Source organism: Sinorhizobium sp. RAC02 (assembly GCF_001713395.1).
Classification (GTDB): Bacteria; Pseudomonadota; Alphaproteobacteria; order Rhizobiales; family Rhizobiaceae; genus Shinella.
Map to the genome: position 1 here is coordinate 260,055 of NZ_CP016452.1, position 24,029 is coordinate 284,083.

The 24,029-nt window shown below is 63.4% G+C and carries 21 protein-coding genes and 1 riboswitch; of the genes, 8 read left to right on the forward strand and 13 right to left on the reverse strand.

Translation table 11 applies throughout. The features are described from left to right. Positions 1-135: 135 nt before the first annotated feature. From fdhA to BSY16_RS22505, 13 genes are all read right to left on the reverse strand, one after another. Positions 136-1,314, reverse strand: a complete 1,179-nt coding sequence (fdhA, locus tag BSY16_RS22445) for a formaldehyde dehydrogenase, glutathione-independent (protein ID WP_069062082.1) — start codon at positions 1,312-1,314, stop codon at positions 136-138. Between the two features lie 185 nt (positions 1,315-1,499). Then, positions 1,500-1,699, reverse strand: a riboswitch (cobalamin riboswitch). 362 nt (positions 1,700-2,061) lie between these two features. Next, entirely contained in the window at positions 2,062-3,177 is a 1,116-nt protein-coding gene (locus BSY16_RS22450) for an ABC transporter substrate-binding protein (protein WP_069063643.1), read from the reverse strand. 58 nt (positions 3,178-3,235) lie between these two features. Beyond that, positions 3,236-3,766, reverse strand: coding sequence for a sarcosine oxidase subunit gamma family protein (locus tag BSY16_RS22455; RefSeq protein ID WP_069062083.1), 531 nt, complete (start codon positions 3,764-3,766; stop codon positions 3,236-3,238). Further along, positions 3,759-6,566: a 2Fe-2S iron-sulfur cluster-binding protein gene (locus tag BSY16_RS22460; protein WP_069062084.1), complete on the reverse strand. Its 2,808-nt coding sequence runs from the start codon at positions 6,564-6,566 to the stop codon at positions 3,759-3,761. Before BSY16_RS22460 ends, BSY16_RS22455 begins: the two co-directional genes overlap by 8 nt. Beyond that, on the reverse strand, positions 6,547-6,831 hold the full coding sequence (locus BSY16_RS22465) for a sarcosine oxidase subunit delta (protein ID WP_069062085.1): 285 nt from the start codon (positions 6,829-6,831) through the stop codon (positions 6,547-6,549). Before BSY16_RS22465 ends, BSY16_RS22460 begins: the two co-directional genes overlap by 20 nt. A gap of 9 nt (positions 6,832-6,840) precedes the next feature. Beyond that, entirely contained in the window at positions 6,841-8,094 is a 1,254-nt protein-coding gene (locus BSY16_RS22470) for a sarcosine oxidase subunit beta family protein (RefSeq protein WP_069063644.1), read from the reverse strand. Between the two features lie 240 nt (positions 8,095-8,334). Then, on the reverse strand, positions 8,335-8,937 hold the full coding sequence (locus BSY16_RS22475; protein WP_083243073.1) for a TetR/AcrR family transcriptional regulator: 603 nt from the start codon (positions 8,935-8,937) through the stop codon (positions 8,335-8,337). A 278-nt stretch (positions 8,938-9,215) separates the two neighbouring features. Further along, positions 9,216-10,331: a histone deacetylase family protein gene (locus tag BSY16_RS22480; RefSeq protein WP_286157321.1), complete on the reverse strand. Its 1,116-nt coding sequence runs from the start codon at positions 10,329-10,331 to the stop codon at positions 9,216-9,218. Continuing rightward, positions 10,246-11,631, reverse strand: coding sequence for an aminotransferase (locus BSY16_RS22485; RefSeq protein WP_069062087.1), 1,386 nt, complete (start codon positions 11,629-11,631; stop codon positions 10,246-10,248). The genes BSY16_RS22480 and BSY16_RS22485 overlap by 86 nt, the downstream gene beginning before the upstream one ends. A gap of 39 nt (positions 11,632-11,670) precedes the next feature. Beyond that, positions 11,671-12,480 carry an ABC transporter permease gene (locus BSY16_RS22490; RefSeq protein ID WP_069062088.1) on the reverse strand — a complete coding sequence of 270 codons (810 nt, stop codon included), beginning with the start codon at positions 12,478-12,480 and terminating at the stop codon, positions 11,671-11,673. After that, the gene (locus BSY16_RS22495; RefSeq protein WP_069062089.1) at positions 12,480-13,382 is read right to left on the reverse strand and encodes an ABC transporter permease; all 903 of its coding nucleotides are present in this window, start codon (positions 13,380-13,382) and stop codon (positions 12,480-12,482) included. The genes BSY16_RS22490 and BSY16_RS22495 overlap by 1 nt, the downstream gene beginning before the upstream one ends. Further along, on the reverse strand, positions 13,379-14,446 hold the full coding sequence (locus BSY16_RS22500) for an ABC transporter ATP-binding protein (RefSeq protein ID WP_069062090.1): 1,068 nt from the start codon (positions 14,444-14,446) through the stop codon (positions 13,379-13,381). Before BSY16_RS22500 ends, BSY16_RS22495 begins: the two co-directional genes overlap by 4 nt. 22 nt (positions 14,447-14,468) lie before the next feature. Beyond that, entirely contained in the window at positions 14,469-15,512 is a 1,044-nt protein-coding gene (locus BSY16_RS22505; RefSeq protein WP_069062091.1) for an ABC transporter substrate-binding protein, read from the reverse strand. Positions 15,513-15,689: 177 nt separating this feature from the next. Here BSY16_RS22505 and BSY16_RS22510 point away from each other — a divergent pair, with 177 nt between their 5' ends. The 8 genes from BSY16_RS22510 to BSY16_RS22545 all read left to right on the forward strand — a co-directional run bounded on the left by BSY16_RS22510 (position 15,690) and on the right by BSY16_RS22545 (position 24,017). Further along, complete coding sequence (locus BSY16_RS22510) at positions 15,690-16,265, forward strand: MarR family winged helix-turn-helix transcriptional regulator (RefSeq protein ID WP_069062092.1); 576 nt, start codon at positions 15,690-15,692, stop codon at positions 16,263-16,265. Between the two features lie 78 nt (positions 16,266-16,343). After that, a complete protein-coding gene (locus BSY16_RS22515; protein WP_069062093.1) occupies positions 16,344-17,270 on the forward strand; it encodes a hydroxymethylglutaryl-CoA lyase in 927 nt (308 codons plus the stop codon). Positions 17,271-17,279: 9 nt separating this feature from the next. Further along, positions 17,280-18,029, forward strand: coding sequence for an enoyl-CoA hydratase/isomerase family protein (locus BSY16_RS22520; RefSeq protein WP_069063646.1), 750 nt, complete (start codon positions 17,280-17,282; stop codon positions 18,027-18,029). Continuing rightward, entirely contained in the window at positions 18,026-19,213 is a 1,188-nt protein-coding gene (locus tag BSY16_RS22525) for a CaiB/BaiF CoA transferase family protein (RefSeq protein ID WP_069062094.1), read from the forward strand. Before BSY16_RS22520 ends, BSY16_RS22525 begins: the two co-directional genes overlap by 4 nt. Then, positions 19,213-19,983, forward strand: a complete 771-nt coding sequence (locus BSY16_RS22530) for an enoyl-CoA hydratase/isomerase family protein (RefSeq protein WP_069062095.1) — start codon at positions 19,213-19,215, stop codon at positions 19,981-19,983. The genes BSY16_RS22525 and BSY16_RS22530 overlap by 1 nt, the downstream gene beginning before the upstream one ends. Further along, positions 19,980-21,602: an AMP-binding protein gene (locus tag BSY16_RS22535; protein WP_069062096.1), complete on the forward strand. Its 1,623-nt coding sequence runs from the start codon at positions 19,980-19,982 to the stop codon at positions 21,600-21,602. The genes BSY16_RS22530 and BSY16_RS22535 overlap by 4 nt, the downstream gene beginning before the upstream one ends. 5 nt (positions 21,603-21,607) lie before the next feature. Continuing rightward, entirely contained in the window at positions 21,608-22,597 is a 990-nt protein-coding gene (locus BSY16_RS22540; RefSeq protein WP_069063647.1) for an NAD(P)H-dependent flavin oxidoreductase, read from the forward strand. Next, positions 22,587-24,017 (forward strand): NAD-dependent succinate-semialdehyde dehydrogenase, encoded by a 1,431-nt coding sequence (locus BSY16_RS22545; RefSeq protein ID WP_069062097.1) that lies wholly within the window; start codon positions 22,587-22,589, stop codon positions 24,015-24,017. Before BSY16_RS22540 ends, BSY16_RS22545 begins: the two co-directional genes overlap by 11 nt. The last annotated feature ends 12 nt before the right edge of the window (positions 24,018-24,029 follow it).

Genomic DNA, 24,029 nt, shown 5'->3' on the forward strand with positions numbered 1-24,029 from the left:
CTTATCTAAATTGCGGCGTGAGCCAGATGAATGGACCGCTTCGGCCAGTGCCAGGCACCGACACCGCGACTTCCTGATGCGCCGCGCCGGCCGTCGGAAACGGCCGGCGCACGTCGTTTTCTCGTTATGCTGCCTTCAGCAGATCCCATGCGGGTCGAGCACGAACTTGGTCGCGGCACCCTGGTCGAAGCTCTCATAGCCCTGGACGGCATCGTCGAGCGCGATGATCTTTGCGTTGACAATGTCGGCGATGGGCAGGCGGTCGTGCAGGATCGCCTGCATGAGCTGGCGGTTGTACTTGAGCACAGGGGTCTGGCCGGTATGGAACGACTGCGCCTTCGCCCAGCCAAGACCGAAACGCAGCGACAGGCTACCCTGTTTGGCCGCCACGTCCGCTGCGCCAGGATCTTCCGTGACGTAGAGGCCCGGAATGCCGATCGAGCCGGCGGCACGGGTGATCTCCATCATCTGGTTGAGCACGATGGCCGGCTGCTCACCGCCCGCATGGCCACGCGCTTCAAAGCCGACGGCATCGATAGCGCTGTCGACCTCGTTTGTACCGACGACCTCGGCGATCATGTCGCCCAGCCTGTCGCTCTTGGAGAGATCTATGGGCTCAAAACCGACCCGCGCCGCATGGGCGAGGCGATCCTTGTTGAAGTCGCCGATCATCACGACAGCCGCACCGAGGATGCGGGCAGAAGCGGCAGCGGCAAGACCCACCGGACCCGCACCCGCCACATAGACCGTGGAACCGACGCCGACACCGGCACGCACGGCGCCGTGGAAGCCCGTTGGCAGGATGTCGGAAAGCATGGTCAGATCGCGGATCTTGGCCATCGCCTTGTCGCGATCGGGGAATTTCAAGAGGTTGAAGTCGGCATAGGGGATGGTGACGTAGCGCGCCTGGCCGCCGATCCAGCCGCCCATGTCAACATAACCGTAGGCGCCTCCGGCGCGCGACGGGTTTACGGTGAGGCAGACGCCGGTATCCTGCGACTTGCAGCAGCGGCAGCGCCCGCAAGCGACGTTGAACGGCACCGAGACGATATCGCCGACTTGGAGCATCTCGACGTCAATGCCCTTCTCGATGACTTCGCCGGTGATCTCGTGGCCAAGAACGAGACCGGGCATCGCCGTGGTGCGGCCGCGCACCATATGCTGGTCGGAACCGCAGATGTTGGTAGAAATCACCTTGAGGATGACGCCGTGCTCAATGCGGCGGCCGTCCGGTGCTTCCAGCTTCGGGTCATCGATATCGCGAACCTCGACCTTGCCAGGCCGCATATAGACGACGCCTCTGTTTCTGCTCATAGTCTTGTCTCCTCCTGGGTTGAAGCCTATCCGGCCCGCTCCTCCGCGGGCCGAATCATGGTCGGAACGCATGCGAAAGCCGCCAAGCGGCCCGCAAAACGTCTCTCGACGAAGGATGGAAAGAAGAAGGAACAAAGCGGCCCAGAGGCAACGCTGTTCGCCTCTCGATCGCCCACCGCAATCGGCCGAGTCTTGGATTTAAGGCTGGTTTCCGGGCTTCGGAACCGTCCTTCAGGACGCCCTCGACACCTTCCCGGCCGTAGCCAGTGGCAATCGTCGAGGTTTTCGTTCCGCTACCGTTGCGGGGGCAGCGCCGGCCTCAGACCGGCTTCCCAATTATCCACCTTGACGACGTCCGGGCGGCACCTTGAATGCCGTCAGAAAACCATGCGTAAGAGGAACTAGCCTTCGGGAATACGACATCCCTGACGTCGCCAACGACACCAGGCAAAAAAGGCCATCGATGGTACGAGGCACGCATGCCATGTGTCGCTTGGCACTTCACTACCATTCTGCGGGGTCGCGTTCTGGAGACAATATGCGGCCACGGCCAGAGAGCTCCTGACTGCATCAAGGAGCTTGGCTTCCTACCCTGACAATCACGCTGTCTCGGGAATTTCCATGGGACAGCTTCTCCATGTGTAGCAACACGCCCGACGATCCCAAGGTATTGAGAGGGGCGGCAGGCAAATAGAAAGGCGGCCCGGCATTTGGCCGGGCCGTTGAACTCCGGCAACGATGTAAGCGTTACTTGGCAATCGGCGCGTAGTTGCCATTGCTCCAGCGGTTGATGTCGTAGCTCGCGTCCTTCAGGTCGCCCTTCTCGTCGAAGGTGACGGTGCCGACCACGGTGTCGATCGGTTGGCCGTTCTTCAGTGCCTTCGCGACTTCTGTCGGATCATCCGAACCGGCGCGTTCGATACCTTGGGCGAAGGCCTGGATCACAGCATAGGAAAACAGCGTGAAGCCTTCCGGCTTGAAGCCGCCGGCCTTGATCTTTTCCACGGCTTCCTTCGCCTCCGGCTTTGCTTGCGGATCAGACGGGAAGACGAACATCGTACCTTCACCGGCCGGACCGGCGACCTGCCAGAATTCCGGCGAGGCGATGGAATCGGGCATGATCAGCTGGAACTTGTAAGCCTGCTCGGCAGCCTGACGCAGGATGAGGCCTGCTTCCGGGTGATAGCCGCCAAAATAGACGACATCGACCTTGGCCTCCTTCAACTTGGTGACGAGAGCATTGTAGTCCTTCTCGCCGGCGTTGATGCCTTCAGCAAGAACTTCCTTGAGACCGTTTGCGTTCATCGTGGCCCGCACCGCATCCGCAACGCCCTGACCATAGGCCGTCTTGTCGTGCAGCACGGCGACATTCTTGCCCGCATACTCCTTGGCGATCCACGGGCCGATGAAGGCGCCCTGAGCATCGTCACGGGTGTAGAGACGCATGATGTTTGTCCACCCCTTGTTGGCCGCATCGTCCGTCATGACCGGATTGGACGAGGCCGGGCTCATCATCAGCGTATCGTTTTCGGCGTAGACGGCCGAGGCCGGAATGCTCGAACCCGAGCAGGCATGGCCGTCGACGAACTGGATGCCGGCGGCGGCAATGCGGTTGGCAACCGAGACGGCCTGCTTTGGATCGCACTGATCATCTTCGAACTGCAGCTTGATCTGGCGGCCCATCACACCACCCTTGGCATTGATGGCGTCAGCCGCAGCCTGCGCGCCCTGCTTGAACTGGTCGCCGATCGTCGCGAGCGGACCGGTGAGCGGGCCGGCGACGGCGAAGGTCAGGTCCTCTGCTCGCGCCGCGGTGCCCATGAGCAGGCCGAGCGCCGTACCGAGGATCAGAATTCTTTTCATCATCTCAACTCCCTTTTTTCGCCCGCACCAGCGCGGGTCTCCTTCCAGACATGAAAGTCTATGCTTGCAAAACGAGCAGTTGGCATTCGAACCACTCCCAGAGATAGGCAGCAAGCCCCCTGTCGATATGAATGCGCAAGGTTTCGGCATTGATATGCTGGTAGACGGTGCCCATCACGCCGCCGAACGGCATGGCAGCGCAGGGCCCGGGATGATCAGGATCGACCGTCGTCGCCCGCGCGAGAAGATCGCGGACGCCCTCGCCCGTCGCCTCGAAGAGGCGCAGGGCGGAACTGACGGTGGAGACCGCATAACCCTCATCGTGCCAACCGTCTGCCATTTCGACAGATGAAAGCCCGATGACCAGCAAGCGATCTCGGGCAACGCGCACCGCATAGCGATCGCCAAAGGCAAGGCCGAGCGCGCCGATATCCTTGCCGAGATCATAGCGAGCGCGGAAGCGGTCGATATCACCGCTGACGAGGCGCTGCGTCACGCCCGCGAGGGCACGGATATCGACGGCTCGGCCTGTCAGCCGTGCCTGCACCCAATCCGGTTCGGGCTGCCATTTGCGGGCAATATCAAGCATGAAGGCGGCTCCCTTCCCCATCGAAGGCACAGGAGGAGACGATGCGCGCGCGCCTGATATCCCCGAGATGCTGCAGCTCGATAACGTCACCCATGCGCGACAGGCCGCGTTCGATCAGCCCGAGCGCGATCGGCCTCTGCAGGGCCGGGCTGAAATAGCTCGACGTGACATAGCCAGTGCTGCGAGGTTTTCCCGCTTGCCGTTCGATGCCATGCGCGCCGGTCGGCAGCACACCCTTGCCGTCTGCTGCCTCAAGGCCGACGAACTGCCGCCGATCGGGCCGAGCCGCATCCTCGGTGATCAGCGAGCGGCGGCCGATGAACTCCGCCTTCTTGCGTTCCAGCGGCGCGGTGAGGCCGAAATCCATCGGGCGGCTCGTGCCATCGGTATCCTTTCCGATGACGATATAGCCTTTCTCCGCACGCAGGATCATCAGGGCCTCAAGGCCAAGCAGCGTCGCACCGAAGGCCTCGCCGGCCTGTCGCAGCCGCGCCCAGAGCGTTGCGGCGCGGTCAGCCGGCACGGATATTTCGTAGGAGCGTTCGCCGGTGAAGCTGATGCGGGCAATCCGCACCGCAACGCCATCCACGCTGCCGGCGACGACGGCCATGTGCGGCAGGGTCACATCGTCAAGCGCGACGCCGAAGCCAATGCTTTCCACAAGTGCCCTCGCCCGTGGGCCGGCGACCGTCAACGTCGCCATCTCGGCCGTGGCGTTGTGGATGAAGACGCGCCGCTTGTCGAAGCGATCCTGCCGCCATTCCTCCAGAAGGGCGTGCACACCTGCCACATGCGAGGACGAGCAGGACACGACGAAGCGATTTTCATCAAGCCGAACCAGCACGCCATCGTCGTAAATGTTGCCGCCCTCCGTCAGGATGAACCCGTAGCGGCAGCGACCAGGCGCCAGCGTCGACATGGTGTTGTAATAGACGAAGTCGAGGAAAGATGCGGCATCCGGGCCAATGACCTCGATCTTGCCGAGTGGCGAGCCATCGAACAGCGCCACGCCCTCCCGGACAGCCTTCGCTTCCGTCTGGATACGCTCTTCCGGCGCACCGGCACCGTAGAAGGCGGGCCGAAGCCAACCGCCATATTCACGGAAGACGGCACTATCGGCCCGATGCGCCTTTTCAAGCGGCAGACGGCGCAGCGGGTTCATGCGTGTGCCGGAGCGGACGCCTGTGAAGGAGGCCAGCGGCACCGGCGTGAAGGGTGGACGATAGGTTGTCGTGCCGACCTCGGGAATACGGCGGCCCGTGATTTCGGCCATCAAGGCAAGACCGTTGACGTTTGAGGTCTTGCCCTGGTCCGTCGCCATGCCGAGTGTTGTGTAGCGTTTCAGGTGCTCGACGGAGACGAAGTTCTCCCGCACTGCCAGTTCGACGTCCTTGGCAGTGACATCGTTCTGGAGGTCGATCCAGACCCGCTCTTTCGCGCCCGGTTTCGGCCAGGCTGCGACGATGCCGAAATCGCGGTTCGCGCCGTCCGCAAGTGCTCTCGGAAGGCCGAAATGCCCTGCGGCGGCACCGACCACCTCAACGCCCTCGACCAGCCGGCCAGGAACGAAAGCGAGGATATCGTCGCGCCAGTCGAGTTTACCTTGCGCCTGGCAATAGAGATGCACGGTCGGCGTGAAGCCGCCCGAGACAAGCACCGCGTCCGCTTCCAGCACGCTTCCATCGGACAGCCTCACCGCGTTGACGGCGTTGCGGCCGGCCGCCGCGACAACCGTGACACCTTTCAGCACGCGCACGCCAGCAACCGATGCGGCATCGCAACGATAGTCGACGACCGTAGCATCGGCCCCCGTCGCCGCCAGCGCTTCGGCCGTCTCGTAGGCAAACCCGTTGTTCGTCGCGATGACCACTTTTCGGCCGACGGCGACACCGAAGCGACGGAGGTAGACCAGCGCGGCCTCTGCCGACATGACACCGGGCAGATCGTTGTTACCAAAGGGCAGTGGCCGTTCGATCGCACCGGTGGCCAATATGATCGACCCGGCGCGAACACGCCAAAGCCGGTCGGGGCCGCCGCTTTCGCCCTTCTGGTTGAGCCCGATGAGATGGTGATCGTAGATGCCGAAGGCAGTCGTGCCGGTCAGCGGCAAAGCTCCGGCCTGCTGCAGTTCAGCGGTAACGTGCGACGCCCATTCGGCACCGGATTTCCCCTCGATGGTCGCCGCGCGGTAAAGCAGGCTGCCACCCGCCTGCAAACCATCGTCGCACAGTACAACGCGCTTACCCGCCCGCACTGCATCACGCGCGGCAAGCAGACCCGCAGGCCCCGCGCCAATCACCAGCACGTCGCAATGGTGGTTCACCTGCTCGGCGAAGGCAGGCCTTTTGGTAGTTTTGTCCAGCCGCCCGAGACCGGCCATCTGCCGAATGCGCGACTCGAAGAGATGCCAGTTCGGGAACATGAAGGTCTTGTAGTAGAAGGCGGCCGGGATGAAGCGGGAAAAGGCATCGAGGAAGGCGTGGCGATCCTTTTCCGCGCTCGGCTCCGCATTGACGCTGCGCACCGCAAGGCCGTCAGCGGCGAGCACCTGCGTGGCGCGTGTGTTCGGCATGCCGCCCGCAATATCCACGAGGGCGTTTGGCTCCTCGACACCCGCGCCCCAGAGGCCGCGCGGACGGTGATACTTGAAGCTCCGGCCAAGCACGGAAATTCCGCCGGCAAGCAGCGCCGACGCGACCGTGTCCCCGGCAAAGCCTTCGACCGTCACGCCGTCAAAGGTGAAGGTGAGCGGTCGTGACCGATCGACGGCCGTGCCGCCCTCAGTGCGCCAAGGCGTCATTGTCGCCTCCTTCGCCAAGCACGACGGACTGCGCCACACGGTGGTTCACCGTATCCCGCTCCATGCGGAAAATCTCGCCGCAGCTCATGTGCATCCAGATTTCGTTTGCCGCGCCGCGCGGGTTGTTGCGCTGGTAGAGATAGGCGGCCCATTCACCATCCGTCACCTCGCGAAACCCTTCCGGGCGATGGTTGCCGGCGTCGCCGCCGAAGTGGAATTCGCTCTCGCTTCTTGGTCCGCAGAAGGGGCATGGGAAAAGCTGCATGAAAACCTCCTAATGCGCGATGCCGGAGCCGGCAGCCTCGTCGATCAGTCGCCCACGTGAAAAGCGGTCGAGATCGAAGGGGCGGCTGACATCGTGGTGTTTGCCCGTCGCCAGCAGATGGGCGAGTAGCGTGCCGCCGGCGGGAATGGCCTTGAAGCCTCCCGTACCCCAGCCGCAATTGAGGAAGAGCCCCGGCAGCGGGCTCTCCCCGACGATCGGCGAAGAGTCCGGCGTCACATCGACGATACCGGCCCATTGCCGCATCAGCCGGAGCTGGCGGAACGACGGGAACATTTCAAGCAACCCCGAGACGACCTCCTCCAGAACCGGCAGGTTACCGCGCTGGCCATAGGAGGGAACCCGGTCGAGAGCCCCGCCGAGAACGAGCTCCCCCTTGTCCGACTGGCTGGCATAGGTACCTGTCCCGGGCGAGAGCACGACCGTATCGAGCACCGGCTTGATCGGCTCGGAAACACAGGCCTGAAGGGCATAGGAGGTGATCGGCAGGCGGAAGCCGGCCTTGGCCGCGAGATGCGATGAGTGGCCTGCAACGACCATGCCCGTGCGCTCCGCACGGATCTCGCCACGGCTGGTCTTCACGCCCCGGCACCGTCCGCCCTCGATCAGGAATTCCTCCACCTCACAGGACTGGATGATATCGACGCCCAGCCAGTCGGCGGCGCGCGCATAGCCCCAGGCGACGGCATCGTGCCGCGCCGTACCGGCCCTGCCCTGCCAGACGCCGCCGAACACGGGATAGCGTGCTTCCGGAGAGAAATCTGCGAGCGGCAGGACGCGGCGCACATCCTCGACGCCGAACAATTCCGCATCCGTACCGTTGATCTGCATGGCATTGACCGTCCGCGCCGCCATCTCCATCTCGGCCTCCGAGTGGGCGAGCGTGATGATGCCGCGCTGCGACAGCATAATGTTGTAGTTGAGATCCCGGCCGAGCGTTTCGTAGAGGCGCAACGCCATGTCATAGAGCGCCGTACTCTCTGGGAAGAAGTAGTTGGAGCGCACGACGGTCGTGTTGCGGCCCGTATTGCCGCCACCGAGCCAACCCTTTTCGATGACCGCAATATTTCTGATGCCGTGCACTTTGGCGAGGTAATAGGCCGTCGCCAGACCATGCCCGCCACCACCGATGATCAGGATGTCGTAGCGCGGCTTCGGCTCCGGCGAGCGCCAGGCTTGCTGCCAGCCCTTCTGCCCCCGAAGGCCTTCCTTGAACAGCGAAAGTGCAGAGTAGTGTCGTGTCATCGGAAAGCACCCGCACGCGCCTCGGCGCAGCGATGAAATGGCAAGGCTGAGTGCGGCTTCATGCGCTGTCTCATGGATAAGGAACCGGTCGATCAAGCCCCTCCGCTTGATCCGCGATATGCATATTTCCACTAGACACAAATGTCCAGAAGATTGCAAGAAGATGTGCGTGGTGACGACCATCCGTCGCTTAGCATGCCTAATTCCAGCAATCCGCAGACGTACAGCAATGCCTATTGCTCAGCCGTCGGGCTGAACACGCCGCATCAATGTTTCGAAAGCCTCAACTTCGGCATCGGATGCCTCGCGACCAGTGAAGCTGAGGAGATAAGGGCGCAGGAGACGCAACCGCATCTCCCGGTCATCGCGCATGCCGAGCGTGAAATGACCGATCTGCGTGAAGTAGAGGACCCGGGCCCGGATGAAGGCTTCGTCCTGCGGATAATCGTAACGCAGGAACATGCGCGTCACCGCATCGACACGCTGATCATCCGCCTGATCGACAATGCCGCGCACCGATGCATCCACCTGCCCCCAGGAACGGACGGCGGCATCGAGGCGCGGGCTGAAGAGATCAGGGTCAACCCAGCATTCGAAAATGTGGCATACGGCTTTGGTGACGGTCGGCGCCGGCCGAAGCGCCCGCTCAATGATAGGACTGGTGTTCTTTCGCAGCCAGTATTCGATGAGTTCGCGGTGCAGTTCCTGCAGGTCGGCGAAGAACCAGTAGAAGCTCGACCGCGAGACGGCGAGCGTCTTGGCCATAACCTGGATCTTCACATTGGCGATGCCTTCTCCAATGAGTGCCTCGATTCCTGCCACGATCCAGGCCTCACGTGTCATGCGGCCGGCTGTCTGTTTGGAAGCAGATGGCCTTGCCACCGAGGGCCTTGTAGCACTCACGAGTTTTCCCCTTGGCGGGCTTCATCGCCGCGCGCACCGAATTCGGTGTGCCATGTTGCCCAAAGCCAAAGAGATATCAAGTTCGCGGCACAGACCCGCAACGTCGCCCAGGCCGATTTAAAAAACGCTTTTGGCGTTGATGAGGTTCGACCTCTGCCGTCGCAGATCTGGCTGGAGCACTGACCGTTTCCCTTGTGTTACGCATACGCGTCTGCCTGCTACTGCGAAATGCCAGAGATGAAAGCTGCCAAAGTTGCGGCAAGGAAGGGTGAAACATAGCCTCCCTCCTGAACTATGACGGTCGGGATTCGTAGCTTCGCGATGTGCTGCCCGATGCGGTTGAAATGCCCGTCGTCCACTCTCATGCAAGCAAAGGGATCGTTCACGGATGCGTCAAGGCCGAGAGCCAGGACAAGGAAGTCGGCGCCAAACCGTCGGACGTCTTCACATGCCGTCCGCACCGCCACCAGATACGCCGCGCCGTCGCTGCCGAGTGGAAGGGGGAAATTGCGGTTCTTTCCCGCCCCCGCGCCGCCCCCCGCCTCATCGGCATAACCAGCATAGTAGGGGTAGAGATACGCGGGGTCGCCGTGCACTGACAGCGTCAGCACGTCACCGCGATCATAGAACATCGTCTGCGTGCCGTTGCCATGGTGCACATCGATGTCGAGGATTGCGACACGCCGCCCCGCCACGACCGCCTGTTCGGCGGCAAGGGCGGAATTGTTGAGATAGCAGAAGCCGCCGGCCTTGTCGCGATAGGCATGATGGCCAGGCGGACGACACAGGGCATAGACCATGTCCTCGCCGTCAAGCACGCGCCGGGAAGCATCGAGTGCGGTCAAAGCGCTCGCTTTTGCAGCTTCCCACGTTCCTTCAACAAGGACGCAGCCTGCATCCGCCTGGTAGAAGCCGGCACGACCGAGAAGATCGTCAGGGCGCCGGTTCATGTAGATATTCGGGTGAATGCTGGAGCGCAACTCCGGACCATTGCCGGGGATCGCGCGCCAGGCGGCAAAACCGTTCTCCAGAAAATCAAGATAGCCGCCATCGTGCAGGCCATGGATCAGGGCCGTATCGTCACCAGCAGGGGCGACGATACTGACACCGGCCAGCGCCAGCCCTTCACGAAGCTTCTCGATGCGCTCGGGAACCTCGAGATTGGGCTGTAGCACGCCGCCTGCAATCCGCGTCAAGGGCCGGTGCAGCGACTGCCGCTCGTCATAGATCGCCAGCACCGCGGCCTCCTCACTGCTTGCCGAGTCGCCCGCCGCCCGCCAGGTAAGCGTCCAGGGATCGGTCCAACGCATCGCGGAACCGCGAAACGATCGCATCGATCTGCTCCGGTGTGCTGATCAGCGGCGGGGCAAAGGCGATCGCCGTGCCGAGCGACCGGCAAACCAGCCCATTCTCGAAGGCGCGGTTCTGGATACCGACACCGAACTGCATGTCGGCCGGGAAGGCTTCGCGTGTTTCCTTGTCTCGGACAATCTCGACGCCCCACATCAGGCCGACGCCGCGCACCTCGCCGACGAGCGGGTGGTCGATGAGCGGTCGCATTCCCTCGGCCATGCGCTCTTCAAGTGCGGCGACGCCATCGATGATCCCGTCCTCCTCGTAGATCCGCAGCGCCTCGACGCCCACCGCACAGGCCACCGGATGAGCGCCATAGGTATAGCCGTGCCCAAAGACGCCGATCTTCTCGCTCTGCGCCCGCATGCCGGAATAGAGGCGCTCGGACAGAAGCACCGCCGAGAGCGGCATGTAGGCGGCCGTCAGAGCCTTGGCACAGGTGATCATGTCCGGCTCCAGCCCGAATGTCTGGCTACCCCACCAGGCGCCGGTGCGCCCGAAACCGGTAATAACCTCGTCGGCCACCAGAAGCACGTCGTGCTGCTTCAGGACCTTCTGGATCTTCTCGAAGTAGGTTTTCGGCGGGATGACCACACCGCCGGTGCCCATGGCGGGCTCGGCAAAGAATGCGGCCACCGTGTCCGGTCCTTCGGCCACGATCAGCGCATCCAGCTCGTCGGCCAGGCGCGTGGCAAAGCCCTCCTCCGTCTCGCCCGGCAGGCCCTCGCGATAGAAATGGGGGCATGTCACATGCAGGAAGCCGGGAAGCGGCAGATTGAATTCACGGTGCAGGTGCGGCAGGCCGGTGATGCTGGCCGAGGCGATGGAGGTGCCGTGGTAACCACGGTTGCGGGCGATGATCTTCTTCTTCTCCGGCTTGCCCTGGGCGTGGAAATAGTACCAGGCGAGCTTGACGGCCGTGTCATTCGCTTCCGAGCCCGAGCTTTGGAACAGCACCTTCGACATCGGCACGGGCGCGATCTTCAGGAGACGTTCCGACAGCTCGATCGCCGGCTCCGTCGCGCGATGGGCGAAGTTCTGGTAGTAGGGCAAGGTGTTGAGCTGACGGGTGGCGGCATCGACCAGCCGCTTCTCGCTCATGCCGAGTGCCGCGCACCAGAGGCCGGACATGCCCTCGATATATTGCTTGCCGTCGTCGTCATAGACATAGGCGCCTTCGCCCCGCGCCATGATTGTCGGTCCGACGGCTTCATGGGTGGCCAGATTGGTTTGCGGGTGGATTTGGGACGCGATATCGCGCATGCGAAGCGAGTTGTACATGGTTTTCCTCCTGGAACTACAAGTGGCGCACGGCGCGTACTACGCGTCCTTGCGCTTTACGAACTGGGCAGCGATGAGTACGACGATCGAAAGCGCCACCAGCATGGACGAGATGGCGGCAACGGTCGGATCGACCTGATCGCGGATATTGGCGAACATGCGCTTGGTCAGCGTGGAATTGGAGCCGCTGGAAACGAACAGCGAGACGACGACCTCGTCGAAGGACGTAACAAAGGCAAACAACATGCCCGAAAGCACCGAGATACGGATCTGCGGCAGCGTGACGGTGAGGAAGGCGGCCACCGGCGACGCTCCCAGGCTGCGGGCCGCCCGTTCGAGATTGGGATCGAAACCCTTCAGCCCGTTGCCAACGGCGATCATGACGAAGGGGATAGCAAGCGTCGTATGCGCCAGCACGAGGCCGGTGATCGTGTTGTTGAGGCCGAAGCGCGCATAGACGAAGAAGACACCGATGGCGACGAAGATCAGTGGGATCATCATCGGCAGCATCAGGAGACCACGGGTCGCCGGCGCCAGGAGACTGGTGGTCTTGTAGAGACCGTAGGAGGCCAGGGTTCCGAGCACGGTGGCCAGTACCGTCGTCAGGCCCGCCACCTTCAGCGACACGACCGCGGACTGGATCCATTCCGGCGAAGTGAAAAAGGCTTCATACCAGCGAAGGCTGAGATTGCGCGGCGGAAACTCGAGATATTGCGAGTCCGAGAATGACATCGGGATGACGAGGATGCAGGGGATGATCAGGAAGGCCATGACCAGGGCGACGGTCACATAGAGCCAGAGGCGCTGGCCATGCGTGATCTGGGTGGATGTGGCAGGCGTGTTCAGCATCACGGTCTTCCCGCAGAAAAGCTCAAGGCGTCGGTCAATTTGCGAACGCCCCAGAGAATGACGGCCGTCACCACCAGCAGGGCCACGCTCAGCGCACTTGCCGCCCCCCAGTTGGAGAATTTCGAAACGGTATCGGCGATCTGCGTGGACCACATCGCAACACGCCCGCCCCCGAGGAGCGCCGGCGTCAGGTAGAAGCCGAGGCAAAGAACTAAGGTCAGCGCGATCCCCGCGGCAAGGCCAGGCATCGAGAGGGGCAGGAAGACCTGGCGGAACGCCTGGCTCGGGGAAGCGCCGCAATTGGCGGCCGCCCGCAACAGCACCGGATCGATCGCCTTCATCGACGCATAGAGCGGCAGGATCAGGAAGGGCAGCATGACATGCACCATGCCGATGATCGTCCCCGTCAGGTTGTGCACCAGGGCGAGCGGCTGGTCGATCACACCAATGGACAGCAGCCAGTCATTGATGACGCCCTTGCGCTGCAGCAGAACCAGCCAGGCATAGGTGCGCACCAGCACCGAGGTCCAGAACGGCAGGATCACGAAGACCATGAGGATTTGCGCCGCGCGAGGCGAAAGCTGCGAAAGCAGATAGGCGACCGGGTATCCCAGGACAACGCACAGCGCCGTCACCAGTCCCGCGACCTTGAAGGTCGTGAGGAAGCTTCCAACATAGGCAGGCCGCAGCAGCCGTGCATAGTTCTGGATCGAAAGGTTCCCGGCAGCATCGAACAGCGACAGCCATGCAAGCCAGGCGAAGGGTATGAGGAGAATGCAGGTGACGAGGATCAGTGCCGGCAGGGTGAGCCCCTGGAACATCCTCTGCTCACGGTTTCCGGCGCTCCTCAGCATGGTGCCGTTGAGCGGCATCTCGTACGCTCGGTCGATAGCCAGCGTCATGGCGCGGCACTCCCCATGACCAAGCTTGATTGCGCCGGCAGCCACAGGGCAATGCTATCACCCGGCTGCGGCAACGCTTTGCGCTCGCTGCCCGAATGTCGGATGGCAATTTCATGCCCGCCCGAAAGCTCCACCGAGACCTGATTGCAATCGCCGCGGTAGACGACATCGAGTACCCTACCCTCGATGCAATTGTCGCGTCCGGTCTCGCCTTCCCAGCGCAGCCGCTCCGGGCGAACCATGAGCCAGTTTTCGCCACGGGAGGATACAGCCCGCGTATCGGCAAGCTGGAGAGGCCGCCCATTCAGGAGATAGGAATGATCGCGGCATTCGACGGGCAGGAAGCGGGTCTCGCCCATGAAGCCAGCGACGAACTTGCAGTTCGGCCGATCATAGACCGTTGCCGGCACGTCGAGCTGGACGATCCTGCCCTTGTCGAGCACGGCGATGCGGTCCGACATGGTCAACGCTTCCTGCTGGTCGTGCGTCACATAGATCGTCGTCATGCCGAGCTGCTTGTGCAGCCGTTTCAACTCGATCTGCATGTGCTCGCGCAGGTTCTTGTCGAGAGCTGAGAGCGGTTCGTCCATCAGCAACAGCCGCGGCTCGAAGACGAAGGCCCGGGCGAGCGCCACGCGCTGGCGCTGGCCGCCCGACAGTGCCGTGATCCGGCGATCGGCGAGGTGCTGCATGTGGACGATTTCCAGGGCGCCCATCACGCGCTTGCGGATAGACGCGCTGTCCACCTTGCGCAGCCTCAACGGATAGGCGACGTTCGAAAAGACATCCATATGTGGAAACAGCGCATAGTTCTGGAACACCATGCCGAGGTCGCGCTTGTGCGGCGGCCGCGTGATAAACTCCACGTCATCGACCAGCAGGCTGCCCTGGTCGGGCCGTTCGAAGCCGGCGATGACGTTGAGAAGCGTGGTCTTTCCCGAGCCGGAAGGACCAAGAAGCGTCAGGAACTCCCCCGCCTTGATATCCAGGGAAACGCCGTCGAGCGCCCTGAAACTGCCATAGGCCTTGTGGACCTCGCGAAGGTTTACTCTGCCCGAGCGCATCCTGTCCTCCCGGTTCGTTCGATCAGTTCGACATCAACAGGCTATAGTCCTCGCGAACCAGCTCGTTGTTGTCGCGCCACCAGTTCGCATCGAGGAAGGTCTGCTTCTTGACGTTCTCCGGCGACATGTTGGACTGCGCCAACACCTCCGGCGAAAATGCCTTCACCTCGAAGGCGAGACTGTTGGTCGGACCATAGTAGGGCATCATTTCCGGAATGCGGGCCTGCACTTCGGGGGATACCACGCCGGCGATGAACTTCTGCGCACTGGCGGCATGCGGTGCACCCTTGAGGATCGCGAGGCAGCCATAGCCGAGGATCGCATCCTGATAGGTGAATTTTACAGGCGCGCCGTCTGTTATCACCGAGGCAACGCGGCTGCCCCAAATCGCCATCATATCGACCTCACCGTCCTTCAGCAGCTGCGCGGATTGTGCGCCGGACGACCACCAGACGCCGACATTCCCCTTGATCTTCTCGAGCGAAGCCAGCGCGCGTTTGGTGTCCAGCGGATAGAGGCCGTCCTTGTTCACCCCATCCGCGATGAGCGCGATCTCCATCATCTCCTGCGGATAGGCGCTGAGTGCGCGGCGGCCAGGAAACGCCTCGACGTTCCAGAAGTCCTGCCAGCTTGCCGGCGCCTTGTCCTTATAGACATCCGTGCGCCAGGCGAGAACCACCGAATAGGTGTTCGTCGCAATCCAGTGCTCACCGTAGCCGCGCGTATCGAAACCCTTGGTGCTGATCGTGTTGTAGTCCAGCGGCTCGAAAAGCCCCTCTTTGCCGCCGACCGCGCATTCGTCTGCGCCGAGATGCACGACATCCCAGGTCGGGGAACCGGACTGCACCTGCACACGCACGGCGGCGAGGCCATCATGGGTCTCCTCACGCAATTCAATGCCTGCGGCATCCGCCGCCGGCTGCCAGATCGTCTTGCGCAAGTCGGCCTGGAGATTGCCGCCGAAGCCGGCGACGATGAGTGCTTCCTGCGCCACTGCGGCGCCGGCGAAGGCCAGTACACCGGCTGCCGTGGCGACGGTTAAGAATGCGCGATTACACGATGCCATTACCAAACTCCTCCTCTGGTGATGATCGGCCGGAGTCATCCTCCACGGTCCGAATACAGGATCGACATTCCATTCCCTGCGTGCCAATCTAGTTAATGAGATGAACTATATTGTTCACGTTGTCAACCAAATTTATCCGCATAATATCGGCCCGCCGGAACCGTGAGGAGCAACCACTTGAATAAGCAAAACGAAAACCTGACGGATCGCTCCAGTCGCAATGACGGCCATTTCTTTCGCGGCCACACATCACCCCAAAAGACCGAGCCCGACATCCGGGACCTGTTTTCCTTCGAACTGCAGCGGCTTGCGGGCCTATCCACCCGCATTGCCGCCCTGTCGATCCGCCCGAAATACGGCATCACCGCCCGCGAATGGCGCGCACTCGCCGTCCTTAAATATCTCGGCGAAGTGCCGCTACAGGAGCTGGCAAAGCACAGCGGACTGCTGAAAAGCCAGATGAGTCGGACGGTTTCGGCGATGATCGACCGCGGCTACATCCTGAAAACGGCCAATCCGGAGGATGGCCGCAGCATCCTACTCAAACTCAGCCCGGAAGGCCTGGAATTGTCGCAGGCGATCCTCGCGGACTCCTTCGAGCGAAACGAACACATGCTTTCAACCCTCAGCCATGCCGAGCGGCAGATCCTGATCGAGCTTCTGCAGCGTGTGGGACGCAACAGCGCACACTACTTCCACGACCTGAAAACCAATGCATCGCAGGAAGACCTGCGCGAACTCGACGAGGATTAGGTCGCATCGTCAGAATTATAGTTGACAATATGAACTAAATTTCGCATCACTATCCCCATGAAAACCGGGAGGATCGAGATGTCGGGACAGCTGACGATCTGCGAGTGCTTCGCAAGGGACGGCTTGCAGCACGAGACGACAGATCTCGCCACGCAAACCAAGATCGCCCTGATCGACGCCATTTCCGAGGCCGGCTTCGCGCGTGTGGAGGCAACCAGCTACAGCAGCCCCCGCCATGTGCCGGCCTTCGCCGATGCCAGCCTCGTGCTGTCCGGCATCCACCGTCGCCCTGGTGCCGCCTACAAGGCCACCTGCCCGAACCTGCACGCCGTCAAGCGGGCGCTTGACGATCACGCGGCGGGACACGGGCCGGAGGAAATCAGCCTTCTCGTGTCGGCAACACAATCGCACACCGAGAAGAACCTGCGCACGACACGCGAACAGCAATGGCGCAATGTTGCCGAGATGGTCGCGCTGGCCGACGGCCGGTTCCGCCTGATCGGCGTGATTTCGATGGCGCTCGGCTGCCCCTTCGAGGGCAAGGTCGACCCTGCTTCGGTCATCGACGACCTGAAGGTCTTTGCCGACCTCGGTGTGCGTCACGTCTCGATCTGCGACACGACCGGCCATGGAACGCCCGGCAGCGTACGCCGCCTCTTCACACGCGCCATGGCGGAAGTACCGGACGTCACACCCGTCGCCCATTTCCACGACACGCGCGGCACGGGCATCGCCAATTGCATGGCCGCCTACGAGGTTGGGTGCCGCTGGTTCGACAGCGCCATCGGCGGCGTCGGCGGGCATCCCACCCAGATCCGCTACGGCGGCGGCTATACTGGCAATGTGGCGACGGAAGATCTCGTCAATCTCTTCGAGGCCGAAGGCATTGCCACTGGCATCGACATCGACAGGCTCCAGGCCGCTTCGCTGCAATGCGAACGGGCTCTTGGCCGGGAATTGCAGAGCAAGGTGGCGCGAACCGGTTTCGGCCATCTGGCAGCATAGGATTTGTTCATGACACAGAATAACGCTTCACCGATCCTCATCATTGAAGACCGCGGTCCGGTCCGCATCCTCTCGCTCAACCGGCCCGACAAGCTGAACGCCCTCGACACAGCCCTGACGCAGGCGCTGCACGACGCGCTGCTGGCCGCCGATGCCGAAGAATCCGTGCGGGCGATCGTGCTGACGGGAAGCGGTCGCGCCTTTTGCGCCGGCGCCGACCTTGCGGAATTTTCCACGCTGACACCGGCCAACCAGGAACTAGTGGAGAAACGAGCGGGCCTCACATGCCGCACGCAGGCGATGATGCAGAGCCTCTCCAAGCCCGTCGTGTCGGCGGTGCGCGGCGCGGCCGTCGGCGGGGGCGCAGGCCTGGCCATCGGCTGCGACATGATGGTCGCGGGTAACGACCTGAAGTTCGGCTATCCCGAGCTCAGGCACTCGATCGTGCCGGCGCTGGTGATGACCGGCCTGCAACGCTCGCTCGGACGAAAGGCCGCCTTCGAGCTGGTCAGTCTCGGCCGCCTCATCGGCGCGGAGGAGGCGCGCGCCCTCGGCCTCGTCAACCGGATCGTGGCGCCTGAAGACATTGTCGAAGCGGCCCTTGAGATCGCCAGCCAGTGGGCGGCGGCGCACCCGAAGGCCATGGCGGCAGTCAAGTCGCTCTATTATCGCGTGGCGGACCTTCCCTATGACGCGGCGATGGCGGCTGGCCGCACCGTGAACGCGCAGATGCGCAGCTTCCGGGAGGAGAGCCAATGAAGCCGCTGGAGGGCATCCGCATCCTCGATTTTTCCCGGGTGCTTGCCGGCCCCATGGCGACGCAGATCCTGGCCGAGCTCGGCGCGGAGGTCACCAAGATCGAGCGACCGGGGACGGGCGACGAATCCCGCCTCTTCGAACCCCGGCTGCCGGGCGGCGAGAGCGCATATTTCTTCGCCTTCAACCGCGCCAAGCGCTCCATGACGCTGAACCTCAAGTCAGAGGAAGGCCAGGAGATTGCAGCACGGCTTACGGAAGGACACGATGTCGTCGTCGAGAATTTCCTGCCCGGCGAGATGGATCGGTTCAATCTCGGCTATGAGACTTTGTCCGGCCGCAATCCAGGCCTGATCTATGTCTCCAATACCGGCTTCGGCCAGACCGGGCCCTATCGCCTGCGCAACGGCTACGACACGATCTTCCAGGCGCTCTCCGGCATCATGCACCTCACCGGGCATCCCGACGCGCCGCCTGCCAAGAGCGGCATTCCGGTCTCCGACATAACGTCGGGCCTGTGGATGGCAATTGCCATCCTGACGGGGTTGGTGGGCCGCGCCCGCACGGGCAAAGGATGCCACGTCGATCTTTCCATGATGGACGTGCAGACGAGCCTTCTGGCGCTCGCAGCAGCGCGGCTTTTTGCGCTCGACGAAGATGTCGAGCGTTCGGGAACGGAACATCCCGGGCGCGTTCCCTCCGCCGCATTCCAGTGCGCCGACGGATCATGGCTGCATATCAGCGGCAGCGACCAGCATTGGCATGACATCTGCACGGTGCTGGGTCTCGACGATCTTCTCGTCGATGAAGCCTTGCAGAAGAATGCCGCCCGCGTCGCAGCGCGGGACCGGGTCATGGCACGCATGCGCCAGGCGATCGCGAGCCGCGACCGTGCGCCCCTCGCCGAGGCGCTGCGAAGCCGCGCCGTGCCGGCCGGCGAGGTCAATACGGTGCGCGAGACCCTGAACGATCCGCACAGCGTCGCCCGCGGCTTAGTCGGCACGTTCGACCACCCCGCCGAAGGCACCGTCCGCGCCCTGCGCACGCCGCTGCGCTTTGCCGGCTACGACGATCCGGCTATCGGCTGCCCGCCACCCCTCGGAGGCGATACCGCGGCCGTGCTCGCGGGAGAACTGGACATTCCGGCCGAAACCATCGAGCGACTGCGCAATGAGGGAGTGATCTGATGAGCGGCCCCAAATCCCCGATTCTCCTGCGCAAGGCGGATGGTGTCGCCCATGTCGTGCTCGACCGTGCGGAAACACGCAATGCGCTCAACCTGCCGATGTGCCTTGCGCTGAAGGAGATGTTCGAGGCGCTCGATGCGGATGCGGATATCCGCGCCGTCGTCCTTTCCGCAAACGGCCCCGTCTTTTGCGCGGGCGCGGACCTGAAAGAGCGCAACGGCCGCGATGAGACCTGGGTGATCGCACGGCGTAGGGCTTCGTTCGCCGCCTATGATGCCATCGCCCGTTGCCGCAAGCCGGTGGTTGCTGTCACCCAGGGACCGGTGGTCGGCTCCGGCGGTGAAATCCTGATGAGCTGCGATTTCGTCATCGCATCCGACAAGACGACCTTCCGTTTCCCCGAGCCGCAATGGGGCACCGTCGGCGCGACGCAGCGCCTGCAACGCACGATCGGCAAGATGCGAGCCAAGGAACTGCTGTTCACCGGCCGCACCATGCCGGTTGAGGAAGCCTACCAGTTCGGCCTCGTCGCCCGTATCATCCCGTCAGACGCTCTTGCCGAAACTGTTGCCGGGATCGTCAGCGCAATTGCCGCCGCGCCGCCGCTCGCCATGGCACTGACCAAGCAGGCGGTGGATCTCGGTAGCGAAACCGACCTTAACAACGGCATTCGCGTGGAAATGGCCGCGATCGAACGGTGTCTGGCGGACGGCGGATGGCGGGATGGCCTGGACCGCTTCACTAAAAATATTGGAGGCAAGGAACCATGATCGCCGACCGCCACACCGCGTTCGACATCGACGCCCTCTGCCCGACAACGATTACCGCCGCGCTGGAACGGGCCGCAGCCCTTGCCGGCGACGTCGAAGCCGTCGTGGCGAGCGACGGGCGGCTTACCTATGCCGCCTTGGCCGGCGAGGTCGCGCGTATCCGCAATGGGCTCGCAGCACAGGGCGTGACGAAGGGCGATCATGTCGGCCTCTGCCTCGGCAATTCCACGCTATGGGTCTCCATCTTCCTGGCAATCGGTTCGCTCGGCGCCGTCACCGTGCCGATCAACACGCGCTTCGTCGCCAACGAGATGGCATATGCGCTTCGCCAGTCGAAGGTTTCGCGCCTCATCCTGTGCGACCGGTTCCTGAAGATCGATTTTATCGGCATCCTGCGGCAGATCGATCCCACCATCGTGGAGCACCTTCCCGCCCCCGCTCTTCCCGACCTGCGCCAACTGATCGTCATCGGCAAGGACGTGCCCCCTGCGGCCCTCTCCTGGGAGGTCCTGCTGGCAAGCGGCACCGGAACGGCTTTGGCGGCTTGCAGCCCGGGCGCGCCCCTTCTCATCCAGTATACATCCGGCACCACATCCTTCCCGAAAGGCGTACTGCTGACCCAGCGCAGCATGCTGGGCAATGCTTTCGTGTCCGGTCACCGCATGGGGCTTCGCGTCGGCGACCGTTACCACAGCGCCCGGCCGTTCTTCCATGTCGCAGGCACGACGCTGTCGATCCTCTCCTGCCTCCAGCACATGGCGACACTCGTCTCCATGGACCGCTTCGAGCCGGGCGAAGCGCTACGCCTCATGGAGGAAGAGCACTGCACGCATTTCTCCGGCAACGACACCATGGCGCTAATGCTGCTCGACCATCCGGACCGCGCAGAACGACGCCTCGCCCTGCGCGGCGCCTGGCTTGCCGCGTCGCCCACCATCGTCGCCCGTGTCATCGATGAACTCGGCGCTCGCGAATGCGTCGTCGGTTACGGACTGTCGGAGGCTTCTCCCAACGTCGCGCAATCCTGCTGGTGGGAGCCGGAGGCGATCCGCATCTCCGCCGCCATGCGACCGCAGCCGGGTGTCGAGGTTCGCGTTCTGAAGGAAGACGGCGGAGAGGCCGGCTACGGCGAACCCGGGGAAATCCACGTGCGCGGCTGGAGCGTCATGCAGGAATATTTCGACAAGCCCGCCGAGACGAGTGCGGCGCTTTCTGCGGACGGTTGGCTTTCCACCGGCGACATGGGCGCTCTGGACGAAAATGGCAGGCTCACCTTCCTCGGCCGGGCCAAGGAGATCGTGCGCGTCGGCGGGGAAAACGTTTCGCCGGCCGACGTGGAAAACGTCCTGCACCGCCATGCAGCCATTCGCCAGGCGGCTGTGGTCGGCGTGCCGGACCAGCGGCTTGTCGAGGTCACCGGCGCCTTCGTCATTCTCAAGCAGGGCGCCCATGCGGAGCCGGCGGACATCATGGACTGGGCGAAATCCCATATGGCCGGGTTCAAGGTGCCGCGCCATGTCTGGATCGTCGAAAGCTTCGAAGCAATCGGCATGACGGCAAGTGCGAAGATCCAGAAGAAGCAACTCGCCGAGCATGCACGCAAGCTGATCGGAGCATGACGGACATGCGGATCGAAACCAACGTGACCCGCCTTCTCGGCATCGACCTTCCGATCATCCAGGCCGGCATGTCCTGGGCATCGTCGAATTCCGCGCTGCCGCTCGCCGTCTCGGCGGCAGGGGGCCTCGGCGTGATCGCCGCCGGTCCCATGTATGCGCATGACCTTGCGGCGGCAATCGACGCGGTGCGGGCCGGCACGGATCGGCCCTTCGCCGTCAACCTGCCGCTCTACCGCAAGGGCGCCGACGAAATCATGGACCTGCTCGTCGAAAAGCGTGTGCCGGTCCTCATCGCCTCGCAGGGTGGGCCGAAGCGTTATCTCGAACGGTTCAAGGCCATCGGCACGGTCTGCCTGCATGTCGTCGCCGGCGAAGAACACGCTATCAAGGCAGCATCGGCCGGCGTCGATGGCCTGATCGCAGTCGGCGGGGAGGCCGGCGGGCATCCTCCGCCGGACCTCGTCTCCACCCTTGTTCTCGGTCGTGCGATCGCCAAGGCGGTACCAGTCATGCCGCTTATCCTGAGCGGAGGCTTTGCCGATGGACAGGGCCTAGCGGCCGCGCTGGCATTGGGTGCCGGTGCGGCGCAGTTCGGCACCCGCTTCATGCTGTCGCGCGAAGCGCGCCTGCACGCCGCCTATAGCCAGCAGCTGCTTTCCGCTTCCGTCGCCGACACGATGGTCGTCGGCCACGGGCTTGGCATGATCCGCGTGCTGTGCAACGGCTTTGCCGAGCGGATGAGCATCGCGGAGTCGGAAGGACGACCGTCTGAGGAGCGCAAGGCGATCTTCGCCGCCGCTTCGCTTAAGGCAGCAGCCTTCGACGGTGACATCGAGGGCGGCAAAATCGAAGCTGGCCAGAGCGCAGGTCTCGTCAACGACATTTCTCCGGCAGCGGATATCGTCGCCTCCATTGCGCGGGACTATACAGCGGCCGTGGCCGCCCTGCCCCGCCCCAAGACACTCTCTTTTGAAGGACTGAGCCATGCTGGATAAACCGCTTCTCATCAACGGCGAATGGCGCGCGCCTGCCGGCAATCGCTCGGTGGAGGTCCGCAATCCGGCAAACGGCGAGGTGGTTGCGACATTAGCCCTCTGCGAGACCGCCGATCTCGATGCGGCGCTCGAAGCGGCGCAGCAGGGTTTCGAAACCTGGCGCAGGACGACCGTCCTCGAGCGTGCGAAGATCATGCACAAGGCGGCGGCCCTGGTCCGCGAGCGCGCGGAAACCATGGCGCAGCTCATGTCCCGCGAACAAGGGAAGCCGATCGCCGAAGCGCGCGGCGAGGCTAATGCCGCCGCCGAGCACATCGAATGGCATGCCGAGGAAGGCCGGCGCGCCTATGGCCGTGTCATTCCCGCCCGCGTGCCCGGGGCACGGCAGGTCGTGCTGCGCGAACCGGTCGGTCCCGTCGCGGCGTTCACGCCCTGGAATTTCCCGATCAACCAGCTCGTGCGCAAGGTGTCCGCAGCGCTTGCCAGCGGCTGCTCGATCATCGCCAAGCCGCCGGAAGAGGCACCGTCCGCCTGTATCGAACTTGCCCGCGCCTTCCAGGATGCCGGACTGCCATCCGGCGTTCTCGGCATCGTCTTCGGCCCGGCGGCCGAAGTCTCCGAGCATCTCATCACCTCGCCGGTCACCCGCAAGATCTCGTTCACCGGCTCGGTTCCAGTCGGCAAGAAGCTCGCGGCAATGGCGGCGGCCGGCGTCAAGCGCGCGACGATGGAGCTCGGCGGCCACGCGCCCTACATCGTCGCGAAGGACGCCGATGTCGAGGCGGCGGTCAAACTCGGGCTGATGCTGAAATACCGCAATGCCGGCCAGGTCTGCGCCGCACCCACGCGCTTCTACATCGAGCAGGAGGTCTATGATGCCTTCCGCGCCGGCTTCGTTGCCGGCGCCAAGGCGATCAAGGTCGGTGACGGTCTGTCGGACGGCGTGCAGATGGGACCGCTGACCCATGCCCGGCGGCTCGATGCGATGGCGCGCTTCGTCGATGATGCCGTCTCACAGGGCGCACGGCTCGAATGCGGCGGCAAGCGCATCGGCAACAGCGGCTATTTCTTTGAGCCGACGGTGCTGTCCGACGTGCCGGAGGAAGCCGCCATCATGAACGACGAGCCCTTCGGGCCGCTCGCAGCACTCGTGCCCGTTTCCAGCATCGACGAGGCAATCCGGCGGTCCAACCGCCTGCCCTTCGGCCTCGCAGCCTTCGGCTTCACACGGTCGCTCGCCACGGCCGACCGGTTCTCCACCGAACTCGAAGCCGGCATGATCTCGATCAACCATTTCGGCCTCGCGGCAGCAGAGACGCCGTTCGGCGGCATCAAGGAAAGCGGCTACGGCAGCGAGGGCGGCAGCGAGACGCTGGATTCCTATCTCACGACAAAGTTCGTCAGCCACATCGGCGTCTGAACCACGGCGGCA